14 protein-coding genes and 1 CRISPR repeat array are annotated in these 18,745 nt (G+C 60.3%); of the genes, 8 read left to right on the top strand and 6 right to left on the bottom strand.

The genetic code is table 11. The annotated features are described in order from the left end of the window. Positions 1–59: 59 nt before the first annotated feature. Positions 60–950: a cation diffusion facilitator family transporter gene (locus tag CLAC_RS00235; protein ID WP_053411207.1), complete on the bottom strand. Its 891-nt coding sequence runs from the start codon at positions 948–950 to the stop codon at positions 60–62. A gap of 43 nt (positions 951–993) precedes the next feature. Here CLAC_RS00235 and CLAC_RS00230 point away from each other — a divergent pair, with 43 nt between their 5' ends. After that, entirely contained in the window at positions 994–3,468 is a 2,475-nt protein-coding gene (locus CLAC_RS00230) for an ATP-dependent RNA helicase (protein ID WP_053411206.1), read from the top strand. A gap of 201 nt (positions 3,469–3,669) precedes the next feature. Here CLAC_RS00230 and CLAC_RS00225 read toward each other — a convergent pair whose 3' ends face one another. Together CLAC_RS00225 and CLAC_RS00220 are read right to left on the bottom strand one after the other, a co-directional pair. After that, positions 3,670–4,815, bottom strand: a complete 1,146-nt coding sequence (locus tag CLAC_RS00225; protein ID WP_053411205.1) for a PDDEXK family nuclease — start codon at positions 4,813–4,815, stop codon at positions 3,670–3,672. Positions 4,816–5,216: 401 nt separating this feature from the next. Further along, complete coding sequence (locus CLAC_RS00220) at positions 5,217–6,404, bottom strand: glycosyltransferase 87 family protein (protein ID WP_053411204.1); 1,188 nt, start codon at positions 6,402–6,404, stop codon at positions 5,217–5,219. Between the two features lie 50 nt (positions 6,405–6,454). On the opposite strand from CLAC_RS00220, the gene CLAC_RS00215 reads away from it, so the two are divergent. Continuing rightward, positions 6,455–7,258 (top strand): YggS family pyridoxal phosphate-dependent enzyme, encoded by an 804-nt coding sequence (locus tag CLAC_RS00215; RefSeq protein ID WP_053411203.1) that lies wholly within the window; start codon positions 6,455–6,457, stop codon positions 7,256–7,258. Positions 7,259–7,281: 23 nt separating this feature from the next. After that, complete coding sequence (locus CLAC_RS00210) at positions 7,282–7,668, top strand: Rieske (2Fe-2S) protein (protein WP_053413135.1); 387 nt, start codon at positions 7,282–7,284, stop codon at positions 7,666–7,668. A gap of 2 nt (positions 7,669–7,670) precedes the next feature. Here the strand turns inward: CLAC_RS00210 and CLAC_RS00205 are convergent, their stop codons facing one another. Both CLAC_RS00205 and CLAC_RS00200 read right to left on the bottom strand, forming a co-directional pair. Then, positions 7,671–8,885 carry an MFS transporter gene (locus CLAC_RS00205; RefSeq protein ID WP_053411202.1) on the bottom strand — a complete coding sequence of 405 codons (1,215 nt, stop codon included), beginning with the start codon at positions 8,883–8,885 and terminating at the stop codon, positions 7,671–7,673. 45 nt (positions 8,886–8,930) lie between these two features. Next, positions 8,931–10,133 carry a cystathionine gamma-synthase gene (locus tag CLAC_RS00200; protein ID WP_053413134.1) on the bottom strand — a complete coding sequence of 401 codons (1,203 nt, stop codon included), beginning with the start codon at positions 10,131–10,133 and terminating at the stop codon, positions 8,931–8,933. A 129-nt stretch (positions 10,134–10,262) separates the two neighbouring features. On the opposite strand from CLAC_RS00200, the gene CLAC_RS00195 reads away from it, so the two are divergent. After that, positions 10,263–11,459, top strand: a complete 1,197-nt coding sequence (locus tag CLAC_RS00195; RefSeq protein ID WP_053411201.1) for a saccharopine dehydrogenase family protein — start codon at positions 10,263–10,265, stop codon at positions 11,457–11,459. Next, a complete protein-coding gene (locus tag CLAC_RS00190) occupies positions 11,456–12,322 on the top strand; it encodes an SDR family NAD(P)-dependent oxidoreductase (protein WP_082312920.1) in 867 nt (288 codons plus the stop codon). Before CLAC_RS00195 ends, CLAC_RS00190 begins: the two co-directional genes overlap by 4 nt. On the opposite strand, the gene CLAC_RS00185 is transcribed toward CLAC_RS00190, so the two are convergent. After that, positions 12,319–12,654: a YciI family protein gene (locus tag CLAC_RS00185; RefSeq protein WP_053411200.1), complete on the bottom strand. Its 336-nt coding sequence runs from the start codon at positions 12,652–12,654 to the stop codon at positions 12,319–12,321. The two genes, CLAC_RS00190 and CLAC_RS00185, sit on opposite strands and share 4 nt — an antisense overlap. 384 nt (positions 12,655–13,038) lie before the next feature. Here CLAC_RS00185 and cas9 point away from each other — a divergent pair, with 384 nt between their 5' ends. The 3 genes from cas9 to cas2 are packed head-to-tail and all read left to right on the top strand — an operon-like array spanning position 13,039 to position 17,563. Continuing rightward, entirely contained in the window at positions 13,039–16,341 is a 3,303-nt protein-coding gene (cas9, locus tag CLAC_RS00180; RefSeq protein ID WP_053411199.1) for a type II CRISPR RNA-guided endonuclease Cas9, read from the top strand. Then, positions 16,338–17,240: a type II CRISPR-associated endonuclease Cas1 gene (gene cas1, locus CLAC_RS12160; protein ID WP_082312918.1), complete on the top strand. Its 903-nt coding sequence runs from the start codon at positions 16,338–16,340 to the stop codon at positions 17,238–17,240. Before cas9 ends, cas1 begins: the two co-directional genes overlap by 4 nt. Next, the gene (gene cas2, locus CLAC_RS00170) at positions 17,240–17,563 is read left to right on the top strand and encodes a CRISPR-associated endonuclease Cas2 (protein ID WP_053411197.1); all 324 of its coding nucleotides are present in this window, start codon (positions 17,240–17,242) and stop codon (positions 17,561–17,563) included. The genes cas1 and cas2 overlap by 1 nt, the downstream gene beginning before the upstream one ends. Positions 17,564–17,612: 49 nt before the next feature. Then, positions 17,613–18,416: a CRISPR direct-repeat array (repeat unit 36 nt; unit sequence GAAGTCTATCAGGGGAAATGAGAACCAATCCCCAGC). Between the last annotated feature and the right edge of the window lie 329 nt (positions 18,417–18,745).

The following is an 18,745-nucleotide window of genomic DNA, read 5'->3' as shown; positions in this document are numbered from 1 at the left end:
CAGCGCTAAAGTGCCAAGCGAACTGCCGCCGCTCCAGCACAGCACGAGCCGCCGCCGACCTACAAGTGAACGTCGCCGTAGGCGCGCTCGTCCTCAATCGGCTCCAGGTGCGAGTGAATGTGCACTCCGGGGAAGCGCTCACGCAGGTCGTCCTCCATCGCACTGAGCACATCGTGGCCGTATTCGACGGTCCATTCCCCCGGCACCAGCACGTGAAACTCAATGAACTGGCGATGCCCCGACACTCGTGTCCGGACCTCGTGAACGTCGACGCGCCCGGGCTGCTTGTGCGAGTCCAAGATGCGGTCGACCTCGTCGCGATCCTCGCCCTCCATGGCCTTGTCCATCAGCCCACCACCGGCATCCAGCACCAGGCGTCGTCCGGTAATCAGAATGTTCACGGCCACGGCCAGCGCGATGATCGGGTCGAGCCACCACAATCCGGTTACCCCGACCAGCGCCACGCCCGCAAGCACGCCCGCGGAAGTCCACACATCCGTCATCAGATGCTTGCCGTCCGCGACCAGCGCTAGCGATTTATGCTTCCGCCCGGCGCGGATGAGCACCAGCGCCACCAGCCCGTTAATTGCGGAGGCGACTACGGTAATCAGCAGACCGAGGCCGATTTCCTCAATCGGTTGCGGATTGAATAGTCGCACCACGGAGACGTAAATAATGTAGGCCGCCGCAACGAAAATCATGGCGCCCTCGAGCCCCGCCGAGAAGTACTCCGCCTTGGAGTGGCCAAACTCGTGGTCGCGGTCCGCGGGCCGCGCGATAACCTTGAGGACAATAACCGCCACAATGGCAGCGACAAGGTTGACGAGCGATTCCGCTGCGTCGGAAAGCAAACCGACCGAGCCGGTGAGGCTGTAGCCCCAGAACTTCAGTGCGATGGTGGCGAGCGCCGCGCCGACGGAGAGCCAGCCGTACCGGGATAGGTCCTGCATGGGCGGTGATATTACCCGCCAACCCAGAGGTCCGACCAGTTCTATGACGCCGTTTTCCCAGTTCAAACTCACGAACATCGCTGTCGGGTTGCCCTTTGCCTCCCAGCTGGATTCGCTTGCCGACGCCGTGCGCCACGGCGATGTTGTAGTCCAAGCGCCGCCGGGTACAGGCAAGACCACGCTCGTCCCACCTGCGGTGGCGAACGCGTGGCACGGGCAGTACGGGCGGGTTGTCGTGACGGCGCCGCGGCGCGTGGCGGTGCGCTCGGCGGCGCGGCGGCTGGCGCAGCTGTCGGGGACGAAGCTGGGCGAGGAAGTTGGTTTCACCGTGCGTGGCGAGTCTCAGGTTTCGCGGCACACGCGGGTCGAGTTTGTCACGCCCGGCGTGCTGCTGCGCAGGCTGCTGCGCGACGGCGACATCGAGGCCGACGCCGTGATCATCGATGAGGTTCACGAGCGCGGCCTTGACACCGACCTGGTGCTGGCGATGCTCCGTGACCTGCGGGATATCCGCGAGGACCTGCGCATTATCGCGATGTCGGCGACCGTGGATGCGCCGAAGTTCGCGGAGCTTTTGGGTGCCGGCACCGCCGGCGCCGGCGCCGCGCCAATCGTCGCTGCGGAGGCGGAGATGTTCCCCCTGGACATCCGCTACGCGCCTTTTCCCAAGCGCCTGGATTCGCGTGGCGTCACCGACGAATTCCTCCGGCACGTGGCCGAACAGGCAGCGGGGTTGGTCGCACATGCGCACGGCGACGTCCTCGTTTTCCTCCCCGGCGTCCGCGAGGTCGACCGCTGCGCAGGCTACGTAGAGGGCCTGCTCACCGCAACAAACTTCGAGGTCCTGACCCTTCACGGCCGCCAAAGCGCCGAAGAGCAGGATCGCGTGTTCCGCCGCGACGCGACCAGCGCCGCCAGCACTGCCCCGACCAGCGCCACCGCAACTGCCACCCAGCCCCGCCGCGTCATCGTGTCGACCTCAATCGCGGAGTCCTCGGTAACCGTTCCGGGCGTTCGCGCCGTCGTCGATGCATGCCTGACCCGCGGCCCACGTCTGGACGTCGCCCGCGGTTTCTCGGGCCTGGTCACCACCTCGTGCGCGCAGTCGTCGGCAAATCAGCGCGCGGGCCGCGCTGGCCGTGAGGGCCCGGGCATCGTAATCCGCTGTGTCTCGCAGTCCGAATTCAGCTCCTTTCCTGCCTGGCCCGCCCCCGAGATCGCCGTCGCCGACCTCACCCAGGCGATGCTCGACGCCGCCGCCTGGGGCACGCCGCGCATGGAAGGCCTGAAGCTTCTCGACGCCCCTCCCGCCCACCACACCGATGCCGCCCTTGAGGTTCTCGCCGGTCTCGGGGCTATCGACGACACCGGGGCAATCACCGACCTCGGCCGCAGGCTCGCGACGCTGCCGGTCCACCCGCGCATGGGGCGCGCCCTGCTCGCGGCCTCGGAACTGATGCCCGAGCACGCGGACAAGGTTGCCCGCGCCGTCGAGAAGCTCACCGATGCGAGAGGCCTCACGAAAATCACGCGCGACCACGCCAGGGAGCATGGCGGGAAGGCGTCGTCATTCAATCTATTGCCCAGCGACATTCCCGCCCTGGTCACCGCGCTTGCCTGGCCGGACTTCGTGGGCAAGCGGCGCGGCGCGGATACCGACGAGTTCCTCTTCACCGGCGGCACCGCAGCGACCGGACCGCGCGGGCACGAATGGATTGCGGCGTCGGAGATCACGCGACAGTCGAACGGCCGCGCGCTGATCCGCGCCAGCGAACCAATCGACCTGGAGATCGCGATGCTCGCCGCCGGGCACCTCGCCCGCACCGAGACCACGGCATTCATCGAGGCCGGTCGCTTCCGGGCGCGCGAGCGCGAGCTGCTCGGCGCGATCGAGCTATCCTCACGCCCCGCACAACCTACGCCTGAGCAGTGCGTTTCCGCCAACTCTGCCTGGCTTGCCGACGCCCACCTCACGGCCCCGGCCGACACCGAGGGGCTGCGGCGACGCATGGCATTCGCCCATGTGCATAAGGGCGAGCCGTGGCCCGACGTGTCGAGCGCCGGGCTCGCGGCGAGCATTGACGTACTTTTCGCGGGCGAGCTGGATCAGCCCCGCGTGCCGAGACTGGACTCCGAGAAGTTGCGCCGCCTTCTGCCGTGGCCGGAGGCCACTGAGTTCGATTCGCTGGTGCCCGAACGGATGCAGGTCCCCTCTGGATCACGGATTCGCCTGGAGTACCCAGCCGACCCCGCCAGCGAGGACGCCCAGATTGTGCTGGCCGTGAAATTGCAGGAGTGCTTCGGACTTGCCGAGACGCCGCAGGTGCTGGGCGTGCCCGTGACCATGCACTTGCTGTCCCCCGCCGGCCGTCCCTTGGCCGTGACGCAGGACCTGTCCAGCTTTTGGAACGGCGCGTATTCGCAGGTTCGCGCGGAGATGCGGGGGCGTTACCCCAAGCATCCCTGGCCGGAAAACCCTTGGGAGGAACAGGCCACGGCGCGCACGAAGCGTCGTTAAGCGATGGCGGGCGGTGCGGGCGGCGGAGTTGGTGCGACGACGGGCGACAGGCGGCGGGCTGCCCCCCAATCCGCACTCTAGCGCTCGTTTGCGACTGTAGAGCAGCCGAGAGCAAGCGCTACAGTCATCAGCCAGCGCTAAAGTGCAATAAATTAGCCGCAAAGCACAGCCAAAAAGGCAACCGCACAGCAAGCAACCGTCCTAATACAACCGACCCACCTCCGCCCAGCGTTTCCTACGCTGAATAGCCAGGTCAATGGCCTCCTTCTCGACCTCAAAATACGGCTCGCACACCTCATATTCTCCCGAGTACACCGACCACCCCCGGTCCATCTGCGCTCGAACATCCTCAGCAGCCCGCCGAATTATCTCCTCCGCCGAGCCCCGCAGCACCTGACTCCACACAATCCGCACCACAATCAGGCCCAAGTTCTTCAGCCGCTTCTCCCGCGCGAGCTCCTTACTGATCGCGTCCTGAGTCGTCTCTCCCGAAGAGGCCCCGTATTTCACATTCCCATCGAACTCAATCACCAAACCCAGCTCCGGCACGAATAGGTCGACCCTCCCGATGAACCCGTGCGCATCATAAAACGCTACTTGCTGCAGTAGCGGGGAACGCTTGCTCTGCGGGTGCGCGACCCCCGCCGCAATAGCCGCCTGCTTGACCAACGATTCCCCTATCGACTCCGCCCCCGTCGTCGCCTCCGTCAGCAGCTTCCGCGCCCGCACATTCCCCGGCGAGCGCGGGTACGCGTCGAACGTCGCCCACAGCTCCTCCTCTGTGCAGTGCCCGCGCAGCGCCGCGTCCGCTACCACCGCACCATTCTCCGAGGTCCGCGCCCGGCACAGGTCCACTGCTGTCTTCGGGATGTCTGTGAGCCACCGCCCTTCTCGCTTTACGACGTCCACAGGTTCCAACCGCCCCGTGACATGGAGCAGGCGGCTGTGGGATGTTGGGCCTTTCACGGATGAAAGTGGCCGACGCCCCGTACCTGCGACGGCGATGCGCGCGTGTCGAAGCAGCAGCGGGAAACCATGCAGTGCGGCCGCGGCTTCACCGGCGATGATGATGTTGCTGCCGCGCCTAATGAGCGCCTTTACCTGGAGGGTGAAGCGCTCGCTGAGTGGCGCGGTTAGCCATTCGTTGACCGGATAATACGCGCCGCGAGCCAGCCAAATTAGGGCGTTGTTGCGTTTTTCCGGCTGCTGTTTTTCTGTATGGTTGCGGATCCATTCATCCCTGTCGACACCTGCCCGGCCAACCATGTATCTGCTGCACGGACTCTTTCCGTCGTGTTGTGCCCCGGCCCGGATGATGCTGTCCTCGTCGCGATGCCAGTCGATCACGTTTGTCCCCTCCCCTTATGGACACAGCGTCGAGTAAGGCACGGTGCTCGGTGTGCGCCGTGCATCTGTGAGCTGTGCATGTGGGCACCGTGCTTGGTGTGCGCTGTGCTCGGCAAGAGTAGCTATTTTCCCGCGGCTCCGGCTGCCGAAGTACAGCTGCTAAGCGTTGCCTTTGGATAGTTTCGTCATCTGTGGATAACCTGCCCCGCCCCCAGCGCTCCAGCCCCCCCCAGCAGCGCCCTACCCCGCTCCCCTGCCCCAAAATCCACACTCTAGCGCTCGTCGGTGACTGTAGAGCAGCCGAGAGCGAGCGCTACAGTCACCGACCAGCGCTAAAGTGCAGTAATGCAGCTGCAGCAATACAGGTGCAGCAATGCACCCCCCAAAAAAAACACGCCGCCCTATACCCGCACCCTGCGCGGATTGCGCCACAAGTAGATGGCGTAGCACAGGAACGCGAAGAACAACACGCATCCCATCACGCCCTGCATGTTTCCGTAGAACCACTGCCCCACACTATTGGCCCGTCCGAAGTCGTTGCCGATGAACACCTCGTACGGCGCCCACCAGTTGGCCACAAAGAACAGCACCCCAACCGCCACATGCCAAATCTCGCGGTAGAAAAGCAGCAGTGGGAAGAACACCATGACAATCGACCAGTGATGACTGACCGCGTACGGCCCGGCAAAGCTCACGGCCAGCGCCACGAAGGCCAGCGCCGAGACGTCATACTGCTCACGCTGGAACACCCATGCCACAAACGCCGCAGCGATAGCGCCGAAGAGGAAGAAACCATAGATACCCACCTCGAGCGCAGTCCCCTCTAGCCCGGCGCGTGCAAGTAGGCCACTGAATGCCTGGTTGGCCTCATACGTCGGGGCACCGCCGCGATTGGAGGAGAAGAATTCCTCGGTCCAGAAGTAGATTGACTCCCTAAAGCGCACGGCAAAGCCCACGGCTACCGTCACCAGGAACCAGCCGAAGCTCTTGGCCACGGCAGCGAAGTCGCGACGCATCAGGAATACCAGCGCGTACGCGGCCGGCGTGATCTTGATGCCGGCAGCGACACCCACGCCGAGGCCACGCAGCTTCTTCGGCAGAAATCCCAGCACATCGGCCACGATCAGCAGCGCGAGGAACACATTGATCTGCCCGAAGAGCACATTTGCCCGCAGCGGATCGAGCAGCAGCACGATTCCGAGCAGCCCGGTGGCAATCAGCTCTGGGTAGTCGGCGCGCAGCCGCTTTGTCACCATCCACAGCATTGCCCACACGGCTGCCATCGTCGCGATCGTCCAAATGATCTGCAGCGTCGTCGGCCCCGCCCAGGTCAGAGGATAAAACAGCAACGCCGCAAAGGGCGGGTAGATGAAGCGGAATCCGGAGCGCGTCGGGAAGTCCTCGGAGTAGAGGTCCTGGCCACGGCGGAATGCCCAGCCGGCGTCTTGGAAGACTTCGACGTCCATCATGTAGTAGGTCGCCGCTCGATAGATGAAGGCAACGACCACCGCCACCGAGACGAGTCCGAATACGGCTGTGAGGATTCGTCGCTGCAGAACCGATAGGCTCGAGAGTCTGTCCATGAGCATGTCTCGAATGTACCGCACCCGACCTCGGCCGAAGTCTTAGAGTGGGAGTTATGTCAGCCCAGAACATCCTGCCCTCCGATGTCGTTGCCGAACGCTATCTGAAGGTCCGCTCCGATATCGATGACGCTTGCCGACGCGCCGGCCGCCGCCCCGAGGAAGTCCGCCTGCTGCCGGTGAGCAAGACCGTGCCTGCCGACTCTCTTATCGACGACTGGCCCGCCCTCCATGCCGCGGGCTGCCGAACTTTGGGGGAAAACCGGGTGCAGGAGGCGGAGGGGAAAGCTGCAGCGTTCCAGGACGCGTTCGGGGCCAGTACTGATGCGCCTGCTACGACGGGCACCACGGCTACTGCGCCGCGCATCGCGATTATCGGCCCGCTGCAGACCAATAAGGCCGGGCACTTGGTGGGCTGTGCCGACGAATTCCAGGCGCTCGACCGTCCGAAGGTGGCGGCTGCGTTGCAGCGCCGGCTGGAGACGCTGGAGTCCCCTGCCGAGTCAACTTTGGACGTATTAATCCAGGTCAATGTGTCTCGGGAGCCGCAGAAGTCGGGGCTGGCGCCTCAGCACGCAGCGGAGTTTGTCCGGATGTTCGGCGAGGGTGGCGAGTATCCGAACCTGCGGCTGCGTGGCTTCATGACCATCGCCGCCGCCGGTGACCCGCGCGTGCGCGATACGTTTGCGGAGCTGCGCGAGCTGCGCGACAGCCTGCTGGGTGACCTGCCGGATGGCGTCAGCCTGGAGGAGCTGTCGATGGGCATGTCCGGCGATTACCTCGAGGCAATCGCGGAGGGAGCCACGACGGTGCGCGTCGGCCGCGCTATTTTCGGGGAGCGCTCCTATCCGCAGAAATAGCGGTGCGGGGTACGCTCGAGGGCATGAGTGCTGAAACTTCACCCTGTTCCCGTCGACGTTTTCTGCTCGGTACGGCTGCGACTGCAGCGGGTGCGCTGATTGCGGCATGCGCGCCGAAGTCTGCGGTCGAGAAGGTTGCCGCGAAGGATATTCCCGTGGGCGGGGGTGTTGTGGTTGGTGGCTACGTGGTGACACAGCCGGAGAAGGGCAAGTTCGCCGCTTTTTCCAACGTGTGCCCGCATCAGAATGGCCGCATCACCGAGGTTCGTGACGGTGTCATGATATGCCCGAACCACGGCTCCGAGTTCGACATCGCGACTGGCAAGGTTATCGCTGGCCCGTCGCGCCAGCCCGCGGGCGAGGCGCCGCTGTCGGCCAACGGAACGGAGCTGATTGTCGGGCAGAAGTAGCGCTATCGCGCCTTCAAACCCGCTACAGCACAAGCGCCTGCGACCAACGACAGTGCCACCAGCCACGGCACGAGCCCGCCCCAGCCGAGTCCGCCGAAAACCATCCCGGAGACCCACCCCACCACGGACGAACCCGCGTAGTAGCTAAACAGGTACATCGACGACGCCTCGGCTCGGTCACGCTGCGCCACCAGCCCCACGCCGGAGGACGACAGTGAATGCGCCACAAAGAACGACGCAGTAAACACCAACACACCCACAATTACGGCCGGCAGCCACGGCACCGCGACGAGCCCCAAGCCCGCACAGGCACCAACCGTTGCGATGGCAATCAGCCTGCGCCGACTCACCGTTTTCGCCCACACACCCGCGCGTGCCGACGACCACGTCCCCGACAAATAAAGTACAAAGACAAACCCGGCGAGCGCGGGTGACAGACCGAAGCGGTCGCCGAGCCTGAAGCCCAGGTAGTTGTAGAGGGAGACGAACGCTCCCATGAATAGGAATGCCAGGGCGCACAGGGCGAGGATGCGCGGGTCGGCAAGGTGGCGGCGGATTGCCTGCCATTCGCCGGAGAAGGACAGCGCCTTGGGGTGGAACCTGCGCTGGATGGGCAGGAAATACCAGGTCAGAATGGCGAACACGAAGGCCACTGCCGCGGAGACCGCGACCGCCATTCGCCAGCCGGCGAACTCCAGCACAATCGAGGGGATAATACGCCCGAGCAGTCCGCCGACGGTGGTGCCGGAGATATAGAGCCCCATCACGCGGCTGACGTGGTCGGCATGGACTTCTTCGCTGACGTACGCCATCGCAACGGCGGGGACACCGGCAATGACGATGCCTTGCAGCAATCGCAACGCAATCATGGAACCGATTCCAGGCGACGCGGCAACGACGAGGCCAAGCAGTGTCGCCACGAAGGCGCTGATTACAATCACGCGCCTGCGGCCGAAGCGTTCGGACAGGATGGACACTGGGATGACCGCGCAGGCCAGGCCACCGGTTGTGGCCGACACGGTCAGGGCGGCTGTCGCGGGGTCGACGGAGAGGTCGTCGGAAAGCGTGGGCAGCAGCGCCTGCGTCGCGTAGAGAGCCTGGAAGGACGCCAGGCCCGCGAAGAGCACGGCGACGAGCGCGCGGCGGAATCCGGGGTCGCCCGGGGTAAGGCCCGCGGGGAGAGACTGATTTTCCTGGCTTCCTGCTGCGCTACTCACACCTTCCAGCCTAACGCGACCGGTTATCGCCTCTGCGCGGGGAGTCTACGTACCCAGATTGTCCAGAGCCTGGGCGAGGTCGGCAATGAGATCGTCGATGTCCTCAATACCAACGGAGAGGCGCACAAGGTCACGCGGGATTTCCAGAGTGGTTCCGGTAACCGATTGATGGGTCATTCCTGCGGGGACCTCAATCAGGGATTCAACGCCGCCGAGGGATTCGGCAAGCTCGAACTCGACTGTTTTGAGGCAGAGCTGCTCGGCCGCCTCTTGTCCGCTGAGACCGTGGGGAAGATTGGCGCTGGTGGCGTCGGCAAGCCGGGCGCTGACCATTCCGCCGAAGCCGCACATCTGGCGCTTGGCGACGCCGTGGTTGCGGTGGGAGCCAAGACCCGGGTAGTAGACTTCGGCGATTTCGGGGCGGGAGGCGAGGAACTTGGCGACAGCGGCGGCGTTGTCGCAGTGGCGCTCCATGCGCACGGCCAGGGTCTTGATGCCGCGGGTTGTCAGGTAGGCGTCGAAGACGCTGGGAATGGCGCCGGTGCCGCCGCGCATAAAGTCGATTTCCTCGTCGAGGTCAGGGGCATTAGTCACCAGCGCCCCGCCGACGACGTCGGAGTGCCCGCCGAGGTACTTGGTGGTCGAATGCAAAACGACGTCTGCGCCAAGCTCGAGCGGGCGCTGCAGGTACGGGGAGGCGAAAGTGTTGTCAACGACCAATTTCGCCTCACCCTTGGCCGCGGCGATCGCTTCAATATCGGCGATGGTCAGCAACGGGTTCGTGGGCGTCTCCACCCAGATCACGGTGGTATTAGGCTGGATCGCAGCGGCGACGGCCTCGGCGTCGCCAATGTCGACGACGGTGTGATCGATGCCCCAGGCTCCGAATACGCTATCGATTAGGCGGTGGGTGCCGCCGTAGACGTCGTTGGGCATGACGATATGGGAGCCGGGTTTGAGCAGGATACGCAGAATTGCGTCGGTGGCGGCCATGCCGGAGGAGAAGGCCCGACAGTAGCTAGCACCCTCAAGGTCTGCGATGGCGCGCTCAAGCCCGGCGATGGTCGGGTTGCCACAGCGCGTGTATTCGAAGCCGCCGCGGAGCTGGTTAATTCCGTCCTGGACGAAGGTCGAGCTGGCGTAAATCGGCATGTTGATGGATCCATGGAGGGAATCCGGGGTGTAGCCGGCGCGGACTGCGGCGGTGGAGAAGCGTCGCGAGTTCTTCGTCAGGTCTTTTTTCGTCATGGTGTGATTATGCACATAGACCAAGCGGTCTACAAATGAACCGTAAAAATTACCTGCATCAATGCTTAATGCCAATAAACTTATGGTTTTGTCAGCGAACGAGTGAGCAGTTGGTTACCCTCCTTATGCATGAGCACCTCACATGACAGTCGCCCCTACGACATCGTGATCTATGGCGCGACCGGCTTCGTCGGTCGCCTCATAGTTGACTACCTGGCCCAGCACGCCCCGGAAGGCACGAAGGTCGCACTTGCGGGCCGCAGCCCTGCGCGACTGACCAAGGTTGCGCGCGAGGCCGACGTAGAGGATTGGCCACGTATTGTCGCCAACGCCGATGACGAAGCCGCGCTGGCCAAGATTGCCGCCGACACCAAGGTGGTTCTGACAGTTGTCGGCCCCTATTGGAAGTACGGCAAGACGCTGGTCGCCGAGTGCGCGAAGGCCGGCACGCACTACGTCGATCTGACCGGCGAAGTTCTTTTCGCCCACGACTCCATCGCACAAAACCACGAAATCGCACAGTCCACCGGCGCGAAAATCGTCCACTCCTGCGGCTTCGACTCAATCCCCTCGGACATCACCGTCCGTGCGCTTTACGACGCCGCCCACACCAGCCTTGGTGAGACGACCCTGCTGGTCAAGCACGTCAAGGGTGGCGCGTCGGGAGGCACCATCGACTCGGTGCGCACCCAGCTTGCCGCGGCGAAGGCCGACCCGAAGTTGCGCCGCATCCTGGCTAACCCATACGCGCTTGCCGCCCCCGGCCCTGACCAGGGTGCTTTTGGCAAGGACCTGCGCCCGGCGCGTTTCCGCGGTGCATGGCGTGCACCGTTTTTCATGGGCCCGTACAACACCCGTGTTGTGCAGCGCTCGGCGCATCTGACCGGATACGGCGATTGCTTCCGCTACCGCGAGCTGATGAACGTCGGCCGCGGAGTCAAGGGGCTGCTGCGCGCGTTCGCTTTCAAGTTCGGCATGCTGGCAGGCCTAGCGGCACTGTCCTTCCCGCCGACCGCGAAGCTGCTGGATGCGAAGCTGCCGAAGCCCGGTGAGGGCCCCTCCGAGGCCGAACGTGCCGAGGGTCGCTTCACTATCGAGGGCTACACCACCGATACCTCCGGTGCGCGCTGGCAATCGCTAGTGTCCCTGGAGCAGGACCCCGGCTACGAGGGCACCGCCATGATGATCTCCAACTGCGCCTTGGCTCTGGCCCACGATGAGCTTCCCGATGTCTCCGGCGTCCTCACGCCGACGGTTGCCCTCGGCGATGCTCTGCTTCGGCGTTTGCGCGAAAACGGCATGACCATTCAGGCGGATCACGCATGAGTTTCCGCACGACGCTGACGCATGGGCCGAAGTTACCGCAGGTTATCGGCAATTCACGCGGCACTGATCCCGACAGCAGGCCTCGCGCGCTGGTGACCGGGGCCTCATCGGGAATTGGATGGGCCTGCGCGGAGGCTCTGATGAAGGCCGGTTTCGAGGTGATAGGCACCTCGCGCCGAGGCGCGGAGGCGCCGCACCCGGATGGCGTGGAGATGCTGGCCCTGGACATGGAGAGCCAGGACGACATTGCTGCAATCGCTGCGCGTGGCCCGTTTGATGTCGTGGTTGCCAATGCCGGCGAGAGCCAGTCGGGCCCCTTTGAGGAGTTGCCTCGCGATGCCCTCGAGCGACTATTCCAGGTCAATGTCTTAGGGCAGGTCGAGTTGCTGCAGAAGCTGCTGCCCGACATGCGTGCCGCAGGGCGCGGCCGGGTCGTGCTGGTCGGTTCGATGTTGGGCGGTTTGCCGCTGTCGTATCGCTCTTCTTATGTGGCGACGAAGGCCGCAATCCGAGGGTTCGGGATGGCCCTGCGCGGCGAGGTTGCACAGTTCGGCATTGGGGTCACGGTGGTGGAGCCGGGCTCGATTAATACCGGCATTTCGCAGCGCCGCACGAAGTACGGCGAAGAAGAATCCGTCTACGCCGACGATGTGAAGCGGATGCTGACACGTCTTGACGCGAATGAGGCCAAGGGCATTCCGGCCTCCCAGATTGCGGACGTTGTCATGCGAGAGGTTGCCGCAGAAAGGCCGGTGGCGTTGGTGGCCGAGGGGTCGTCGGCACGCGTTGTTGTGTCCTTGGTGCGGGCGATTCCGACGCAGGCGATGCTGACGCTAATGCGGCGGGTGCACGGACTGCGCTAATCCGCGATTGCGCGCATTTCGACACCTTGCGCGCAGGCCTTCGCTGCCTCATGGGATAGGTCGATGGCCTGGTTTTCGTCCTCGACCTCAATGATCCAGAACCCCGAGGGGAACGTCTCAGCGTCGTAGTAGGGCGCCGCGTCCTGAGTGCCGTCCGGCATGATAGTCACGGCCTGCTCCGGCGGGACTAGGCCGCCGCCCATCACCCAATGCCCGTTGTCCTGCAGCTTCTGGTTGAACTTGCCGACGCGCTCAAATGCAGCGCGCATCTCTTCGTCAGAGTCGTAGGCATTGATGTCCTTGCGGCCGTGGACGGTGAGAAAGTACTGCATGAGGGGCTCCTGCGCGGTCAAGCTTTTCCGGTAGAGGCTGATTCTGGAGGTTTCGTTTCACAAAGTTTAGCAGTGTTTGGGTGGGAGTGGGGATGAGCTTAGTCACGGATACAACATCCACCTGTAAAGTCACTAGCCAAAAGAATCAAACACCTGTTCCCTAGCTCAAACACTTTGCAATCCAAATGTTTTGGTACTCTTTTGTGAGTATTATTTACACAGGTGAAAGGTCGCTTCCTTAACAAGCGTCTACCTTCCTAGGCTTTGCGTTTGGGCTTTGTGCTATCATTTCTTATTGAGAACCAATCCTCAGTAAGGACCGCCTCGTTAGCGGTTCCGATTGCTCCTTAGGGCCCTTCGGGGCCCTAATCTTTTGGAGCAAAAATGACAACGCGTTACGTAGTTGGAATCGATGTCGGACTCTTCTCGGTGGGCTTTTCCGCTATCGAGGTCGATGAAAAGGGAATGCCGGTTCGGCTCCTCAACTCAATGTCGCTCATCCACGACTCTGGCTTAGACCCAAATAGCCAAAAAGAAGCAAAGACCCGCAAAGCTGTTTCAGGAGTTGCGCGACGTACCCGAAGGCTGTACGCGGCGCGAAGGAAGCGCCTAGCCGCGTTGGATACCTTCCTTACACAACATGATTTCCCATTGATTGACCTGGAAAAGGAAGCTGACAAAATCGCGTGGTCGGCTCGAGCTACTTTGGCAACTGAAAAGGTCGAGGACCACGAGCAGATGAAGAAGCTGCTATCCATTGCTGTCCGACACATTGCTCGCCACCGTGGATGGCGGAACCCTTACATCCCTGCGGAGCGTTTGTGTACTCAACGCAAAGCCTCGGATAAGTTCACTATCCTCGAGCAAAAGGCTAGAGAGGCTGCCCGGAAGCCAATCCCATCGACGCCGACCCTGGCCCAATTGGTGGGTGCTCTTCCGCATGGCGCAACACAATTGCGCGGCGAGAACGGATTCTTATCAGAGACTCTCAACCAGCAGGACTTCGCCAACGAATTACTCAAGATCGCATCCGTGCAGGACCTCGAACCGCAGTTTGTCCACGAACTCCTGCTCAAGGTCTTCTACGCAAAAAGCCCCAAAGGTTCCGCGGAAAAATTCGTTGGCAAGGACGAGCTCGATCCGTCACAACCACGAGCATGGCGCGCAACACTCGCCTTCAACGAGTATCGAATCATCAGTCTTCTCGCTAACGTGCGAATTGCCGACCCTTCGTCACCGACTTTTGCTCAGCGCCGACTAACGGTTAATGAACGGCAGAAGGCATTCAACTTTCTTAACAACTGGACGCAAAAAACTAGCCCGACGTGGACCGACATTGCAGAATTGTTTGGCATTGATCGGGGATTGCTAAAGGGCACTGCCAGCGCTAACGACGATGGCGAGAGAATGTCTGCGACGCCGCCAATCAACCAAACACATCAGATCATGTGGAACTGCCAGGTGAAGTCATTACGCGAGTTCTGGAGGAAGGGAAGTACTGCAATGCGTAGCGCCCTTATCTCGGAACTCTCGAACGTTGAGGCTCCCGAGGAAGGGTCTCCTGAATCGATTGCTGCAGCTACAGCCATTCGGTCGCTACCACCCGAGGAAATGGAAAAACTGGAAACAGTCAAGCTTCCTCATGGACGAGCCGCCTACTCAGTTAAAACTCTGGACAAGATCGCCAAATATATCCTCAACAACGAGGCCGACCTCCACGAAGCCCGGCAAGAAATATTTGGTGTAGATGCCCACTGGAAGCCAGCCGCTGCACCAATTGCGGAACCTACTGGAAACCCTGCAGTAGATAGGACACTGTCTGCCATCAACCGCTGGATCCTGCTCGCAGAAAAGCGATGGGGCACGCCCCTGTCAGTGAATATCGAGACGGCCCGCGATGGTTTCAAGAGTGCATCTGTAGCTCGAGAAATTGAGCGGGGAAACAGCAAACGGGCAACGCGGAACCTTGAAACCAGACAGGCAATTGCAGAAAAACTGGGAATCGAAGGGCGCGTCCGAAGCAGTGATATGCTTCGCTACCAGGCAATCCAGCGACAGAACGGACAGTGCGCCTACTGTGGCACCACGATTACTTTCAAGTCCGCAGAAATGGACCACATCGTCCCTCGTGCAGGAGCAGGTTCTACCAATCGACGCAATAATCTGCTCGCCGCGTGCCATAGATGCAATTTAAGCAAAGGCAAGCTTCCTTTTGCCGTCTGGGCTAACAGCGAAAAGTCTGGTCCTAGTGTGTCTCTCGAAGGGGCAATCGATCGTGTCAATCAATGGCCGACCGATAGCGGCCTATCTACGCGGGAAATGAGGGATTTTCAGCAATCGGTCATCAAGAACTTGAAGCGAACTTCCAGCGACGACAAGATTGATGCACGCAGTATCGAATCCGTCGCGTGGATGGCCATCGAGCTGCGGCACCGCATGATTAGTCATTTTGCGAAGCAGGGCAGGTCAACTCCAAAGATTCGCGTGTTCAGCGGAACTGTGACAGCATCAGCTCGAAAAGCTGCTGGAATCGAAAAGCAAATTACGATGCTTGGGGGCGGTCATGGCAAGAATCGCCTAGACCGTCGCCACCATGCGATTGACGCCGCAGTCGTTGCACTGATGAATTACACTACGGCGCAGACAATTCTCGAACGAGAGAACCTTCGACGAGCAGAAAACATCATTCAGAAACCCGATACCGACTTCGGTACATGGAAAGAATACAAAGGCCGAAATCAACAGGATAGGTACCTTTTCGAGCAGTGGAATTTGCGTATGAAATCCGCAGTTCCAATGCTTCAAGAGGCCTTAGACCAGCATCGAATCGCGGTCACACAAAACCTGAGACTACGATTGGGCAACGGACAAGCCCATGAAGCGGGGATTGGGAAGCTGGACTCTGCGAAAGTCGGTGATGCTCTTCCGGTCGCGCTTATCGACCGAGCAGCTTCGCCAGCACTATGGTGCGCTTTGACACGGCTCCCCGACTTCGACTGGAAGGACGGACTACCAGAGAATCCGACGCGAAGCATCGTTGTCAACGGCACTCATCTGAATTCGGAAGACAAAATTGAGTTTTTCGGTGTCAAGGCTGGTGCCATCGCGGTGCGTGGAGGATATGCAGAGTTGGGAGCATCCTTCCACCATGCACGCCTATACCGTGTTCCAGTCGGGAAGCGTCATGCTTATTGCATGATGCGCGTGTACACCGTGGATTTGGTTCGGCATCAGCACGAGGATTTGTTTACCGTTGATCTTCCTCCGCAAACCATTTCAGTTCGCCAATGCGAAGCAAAACTACGCAAGGCGCTAAGAGAGGGAACAGCAGAGTACATCACCTGGTTTGTGGTTGGCGACGAGCTACACTTCGATGCCTCGAAGGTAGCTACTGGCCAGGCGGAAACATTCCTTGCAGAGTTCGGAGACATTCGTTCATGGACCGTTAAGGGGTTCTACTCTGATGCACGCCTACGGTTGAAGCCAGCAGTTCTATCTGCAGAAGGCATTACGGATGAAATGGATACAGACTGTAAAAAAGTCATCGACAGTCCTGGCTGGCTGCCCGCCGTTAACAAAATATTTGGCCTTGGAGGGGTAACAATCGTTCGGCGAGATGCCCATGGTCGACCTCGACTATCAGCTCGCGGTAACCTGCCAGTTTCCATCCAGATTGATTCCTTATGAGTTGGCGGGTGCTCGACTTCACGTCTTTCAACGGTCGTATCAGCTACGAGCGCGGACGTATAAAAGCTACATACCGTGACGGATCCGAGAAGAAGGTCAGCCTTGCGGAGATTGCAGTCCTAGTCATCGCAGATAAAACTGATGTTTCCTCAGGGCTCCTAAGTATGCTCGGCCAAAATGGAATCCCAGTGGTTGTCACTGACTGGCGTGGCGTTCCAGTTAGTGTCGCTTCAGGTTGGTCCACACATACGCGTGTGGGGGCGCGCCAAATCGCCCAGTCAAAAATGACCCTTCCACGAAGAAAAGCAGCGTGGGCGAATCTTGTCCGAGCAAAAGTTAGAGGACAAGCCAACACAATTCGTGCGCTCGGACACGCTCAAGAAGCTAAAGACCTGGAAGCGCTCACTTCAACAGTACGATCTGGGGACCCCTCTAATGTCGAAGCACAGGCAGCAAGACTATATTGGTCGGCCTACTTCTCTGAAGGAGAAAGCAGAGACCAAGAGGGGAGCGATCTCTTAAATGCCGCGCTAAATTACGGATACACAATCCTTCGTGGGCACTGCATCCGAGCGGTCACCGAAGCAGGGCTTTGGCCTGCCTTGGGGGTTTTTCACCATTCGCGGTCGAATGGTTTCAATTTGGTTGATGATCTCCTCGAGCCATTTCGCCCCGCCATTGATTACTACGTAGCGCAGCTTCCTGGCAATTCCGCAATGGAGGACCCCGAAACGCGGCGGAAGCTCGTTTCTGCTTCTAGCTCTCAGTTTCACGCTGACGGCCGTACCGTATCAACAATGCTCGGTTCACTTGCACAACAGTTCGGCTTGTACGCAGAAGGTGATATTCAACAGTTCAGAGTGCCTACGTGGTGCGGTCCCTTTAAGGCTGAAGAATAATGCCCGGAGATAAGCGGATGTGGTGCATAGTTATGTTCGATCTGCCAGTAAAGACTGAGACAGAAAGAAAGGAAGCGACCAAGTTTCGCAACTATCTATTGGATAGCGGTTTTAGCCGCGTCCAATACAGCGTCTATGTCCAGTACCTTCCTCTCGGGGCACAACTAGCAAAAATTGCAAAAGACATTAAGGCCAAGCTTCCCCATGAAGGAGAAGTTCGAATCGTCCCACTCACCGACAAACAGTGGTCAAATGCATTTCGTTTTTCTAACGCTTCACCAAAGAAGGTTGAAAAAACGCCCGAACAGCTCGAGATTTTTTAAATAAAAATCCCCTGATAAACCTGCTCAGAAAGCCTTTTTACGGCCCTTTGAAGTCTATCAGGGGAAATGAGAACCAATCCCCAGCCTAGGACGTTGAGGCTAAAAGCCCGTGCGAAGTCTATCAGGGGAAATGAGAACCAATCCCCAGCGAACGCTGCTAGGTCAACTGCCGTCTCCGAAGTCTATCAGGGGAAATGAGAACCAATCCCCAGCCACTTGGCAAAGCAACAAAGATTGAGAAGAAGTCTATCAGGGGAAATGAGAACCAATCCCCAGCGTAACGCGACAATCCTGCTCGCCGTCGCGAAGTCTATCAGGGGAAATGAGAACCAATCCCCAGCGACGAGGACATCTTTAGCTACCCCTCGCGAAGTCTATCAGGGGAAATGAGAACCAATCCCCAGCCCCAACCGGTGGGCCATCGACCAGCCACGAAGTCTATCAGGGGAAATGAGAACCAATCCCCAGCGACTCTCGGGTGGGAGATGCTGCAGTGGGAAGTCTATCAGGGGAAATGAGAACCAATCCCCAGCGTGTGCTGGTCAACGGTGCGAAAGCCGGGAAGTCTATCAGGGGAAATGAGAACCAATCCCCAGCCTTCTGTTGCTTCCATCTTTGTTTTTTCGAAGTCTATCAGGGGAAATGAGAACCAATCCCCAGCGCGGTAGGTCGAAGGGCGTGGCTGATGCGAAGTCTATCAGGGGAAATGAGAACCAATCCCCAGCCGTTGGGTAGGCGGGGTTGCCAGCGGATGAAGTCTATCAGGGGAAATGAGAACCAATCCCCAGCCTTTCCGCGTGGTAGACGGCATTGAACGGAAGTCTATCAGGGGAAATGAGAACCAATCCCCAGCGGGTGGGTTGAGGTTTGTTGGTGTCGGCGAAGTCTATCAGGGGATATCAGTGCAATCCCGCAATTCTATTCTCCCCTCCCAGCGATTCTCTGGGATATTTCTAGGCTCCGCGACTCTCAATCACTTCACCCAATTTAGGCACAATATTTCGAACTTCTGCGCTTTCTCGATGCCTGGCTAGTACCCAAACTCTCGCACTTGGTCGCGTCAGCAAACTGAGATATCGGCCTTGGTCGACCAAGAAAAATAGACTTCAGGCCAAGTTAAACCAGGTGAGTTTCCCTCCTTCTGACTTCGCACTGACGCCTCTTACGTCCCCTTCACATTCA

Source organism: Corynebacterium lactis RW2-5 (assembly GCF_001274895.1).
GTDB classification, from domain to species: domain Bacteria; phylum Actinomycetota; class Actinomycetes; order Mycobacteriales; family Mycobacteriaceae; genus Corynebacterium; species Corynebacterium lactis.
The sequence above is the reverse complement of the archived record's forward strand: the minus strand, read 5'-3'. Positions and strand labels throughout refer to the sequence as shown.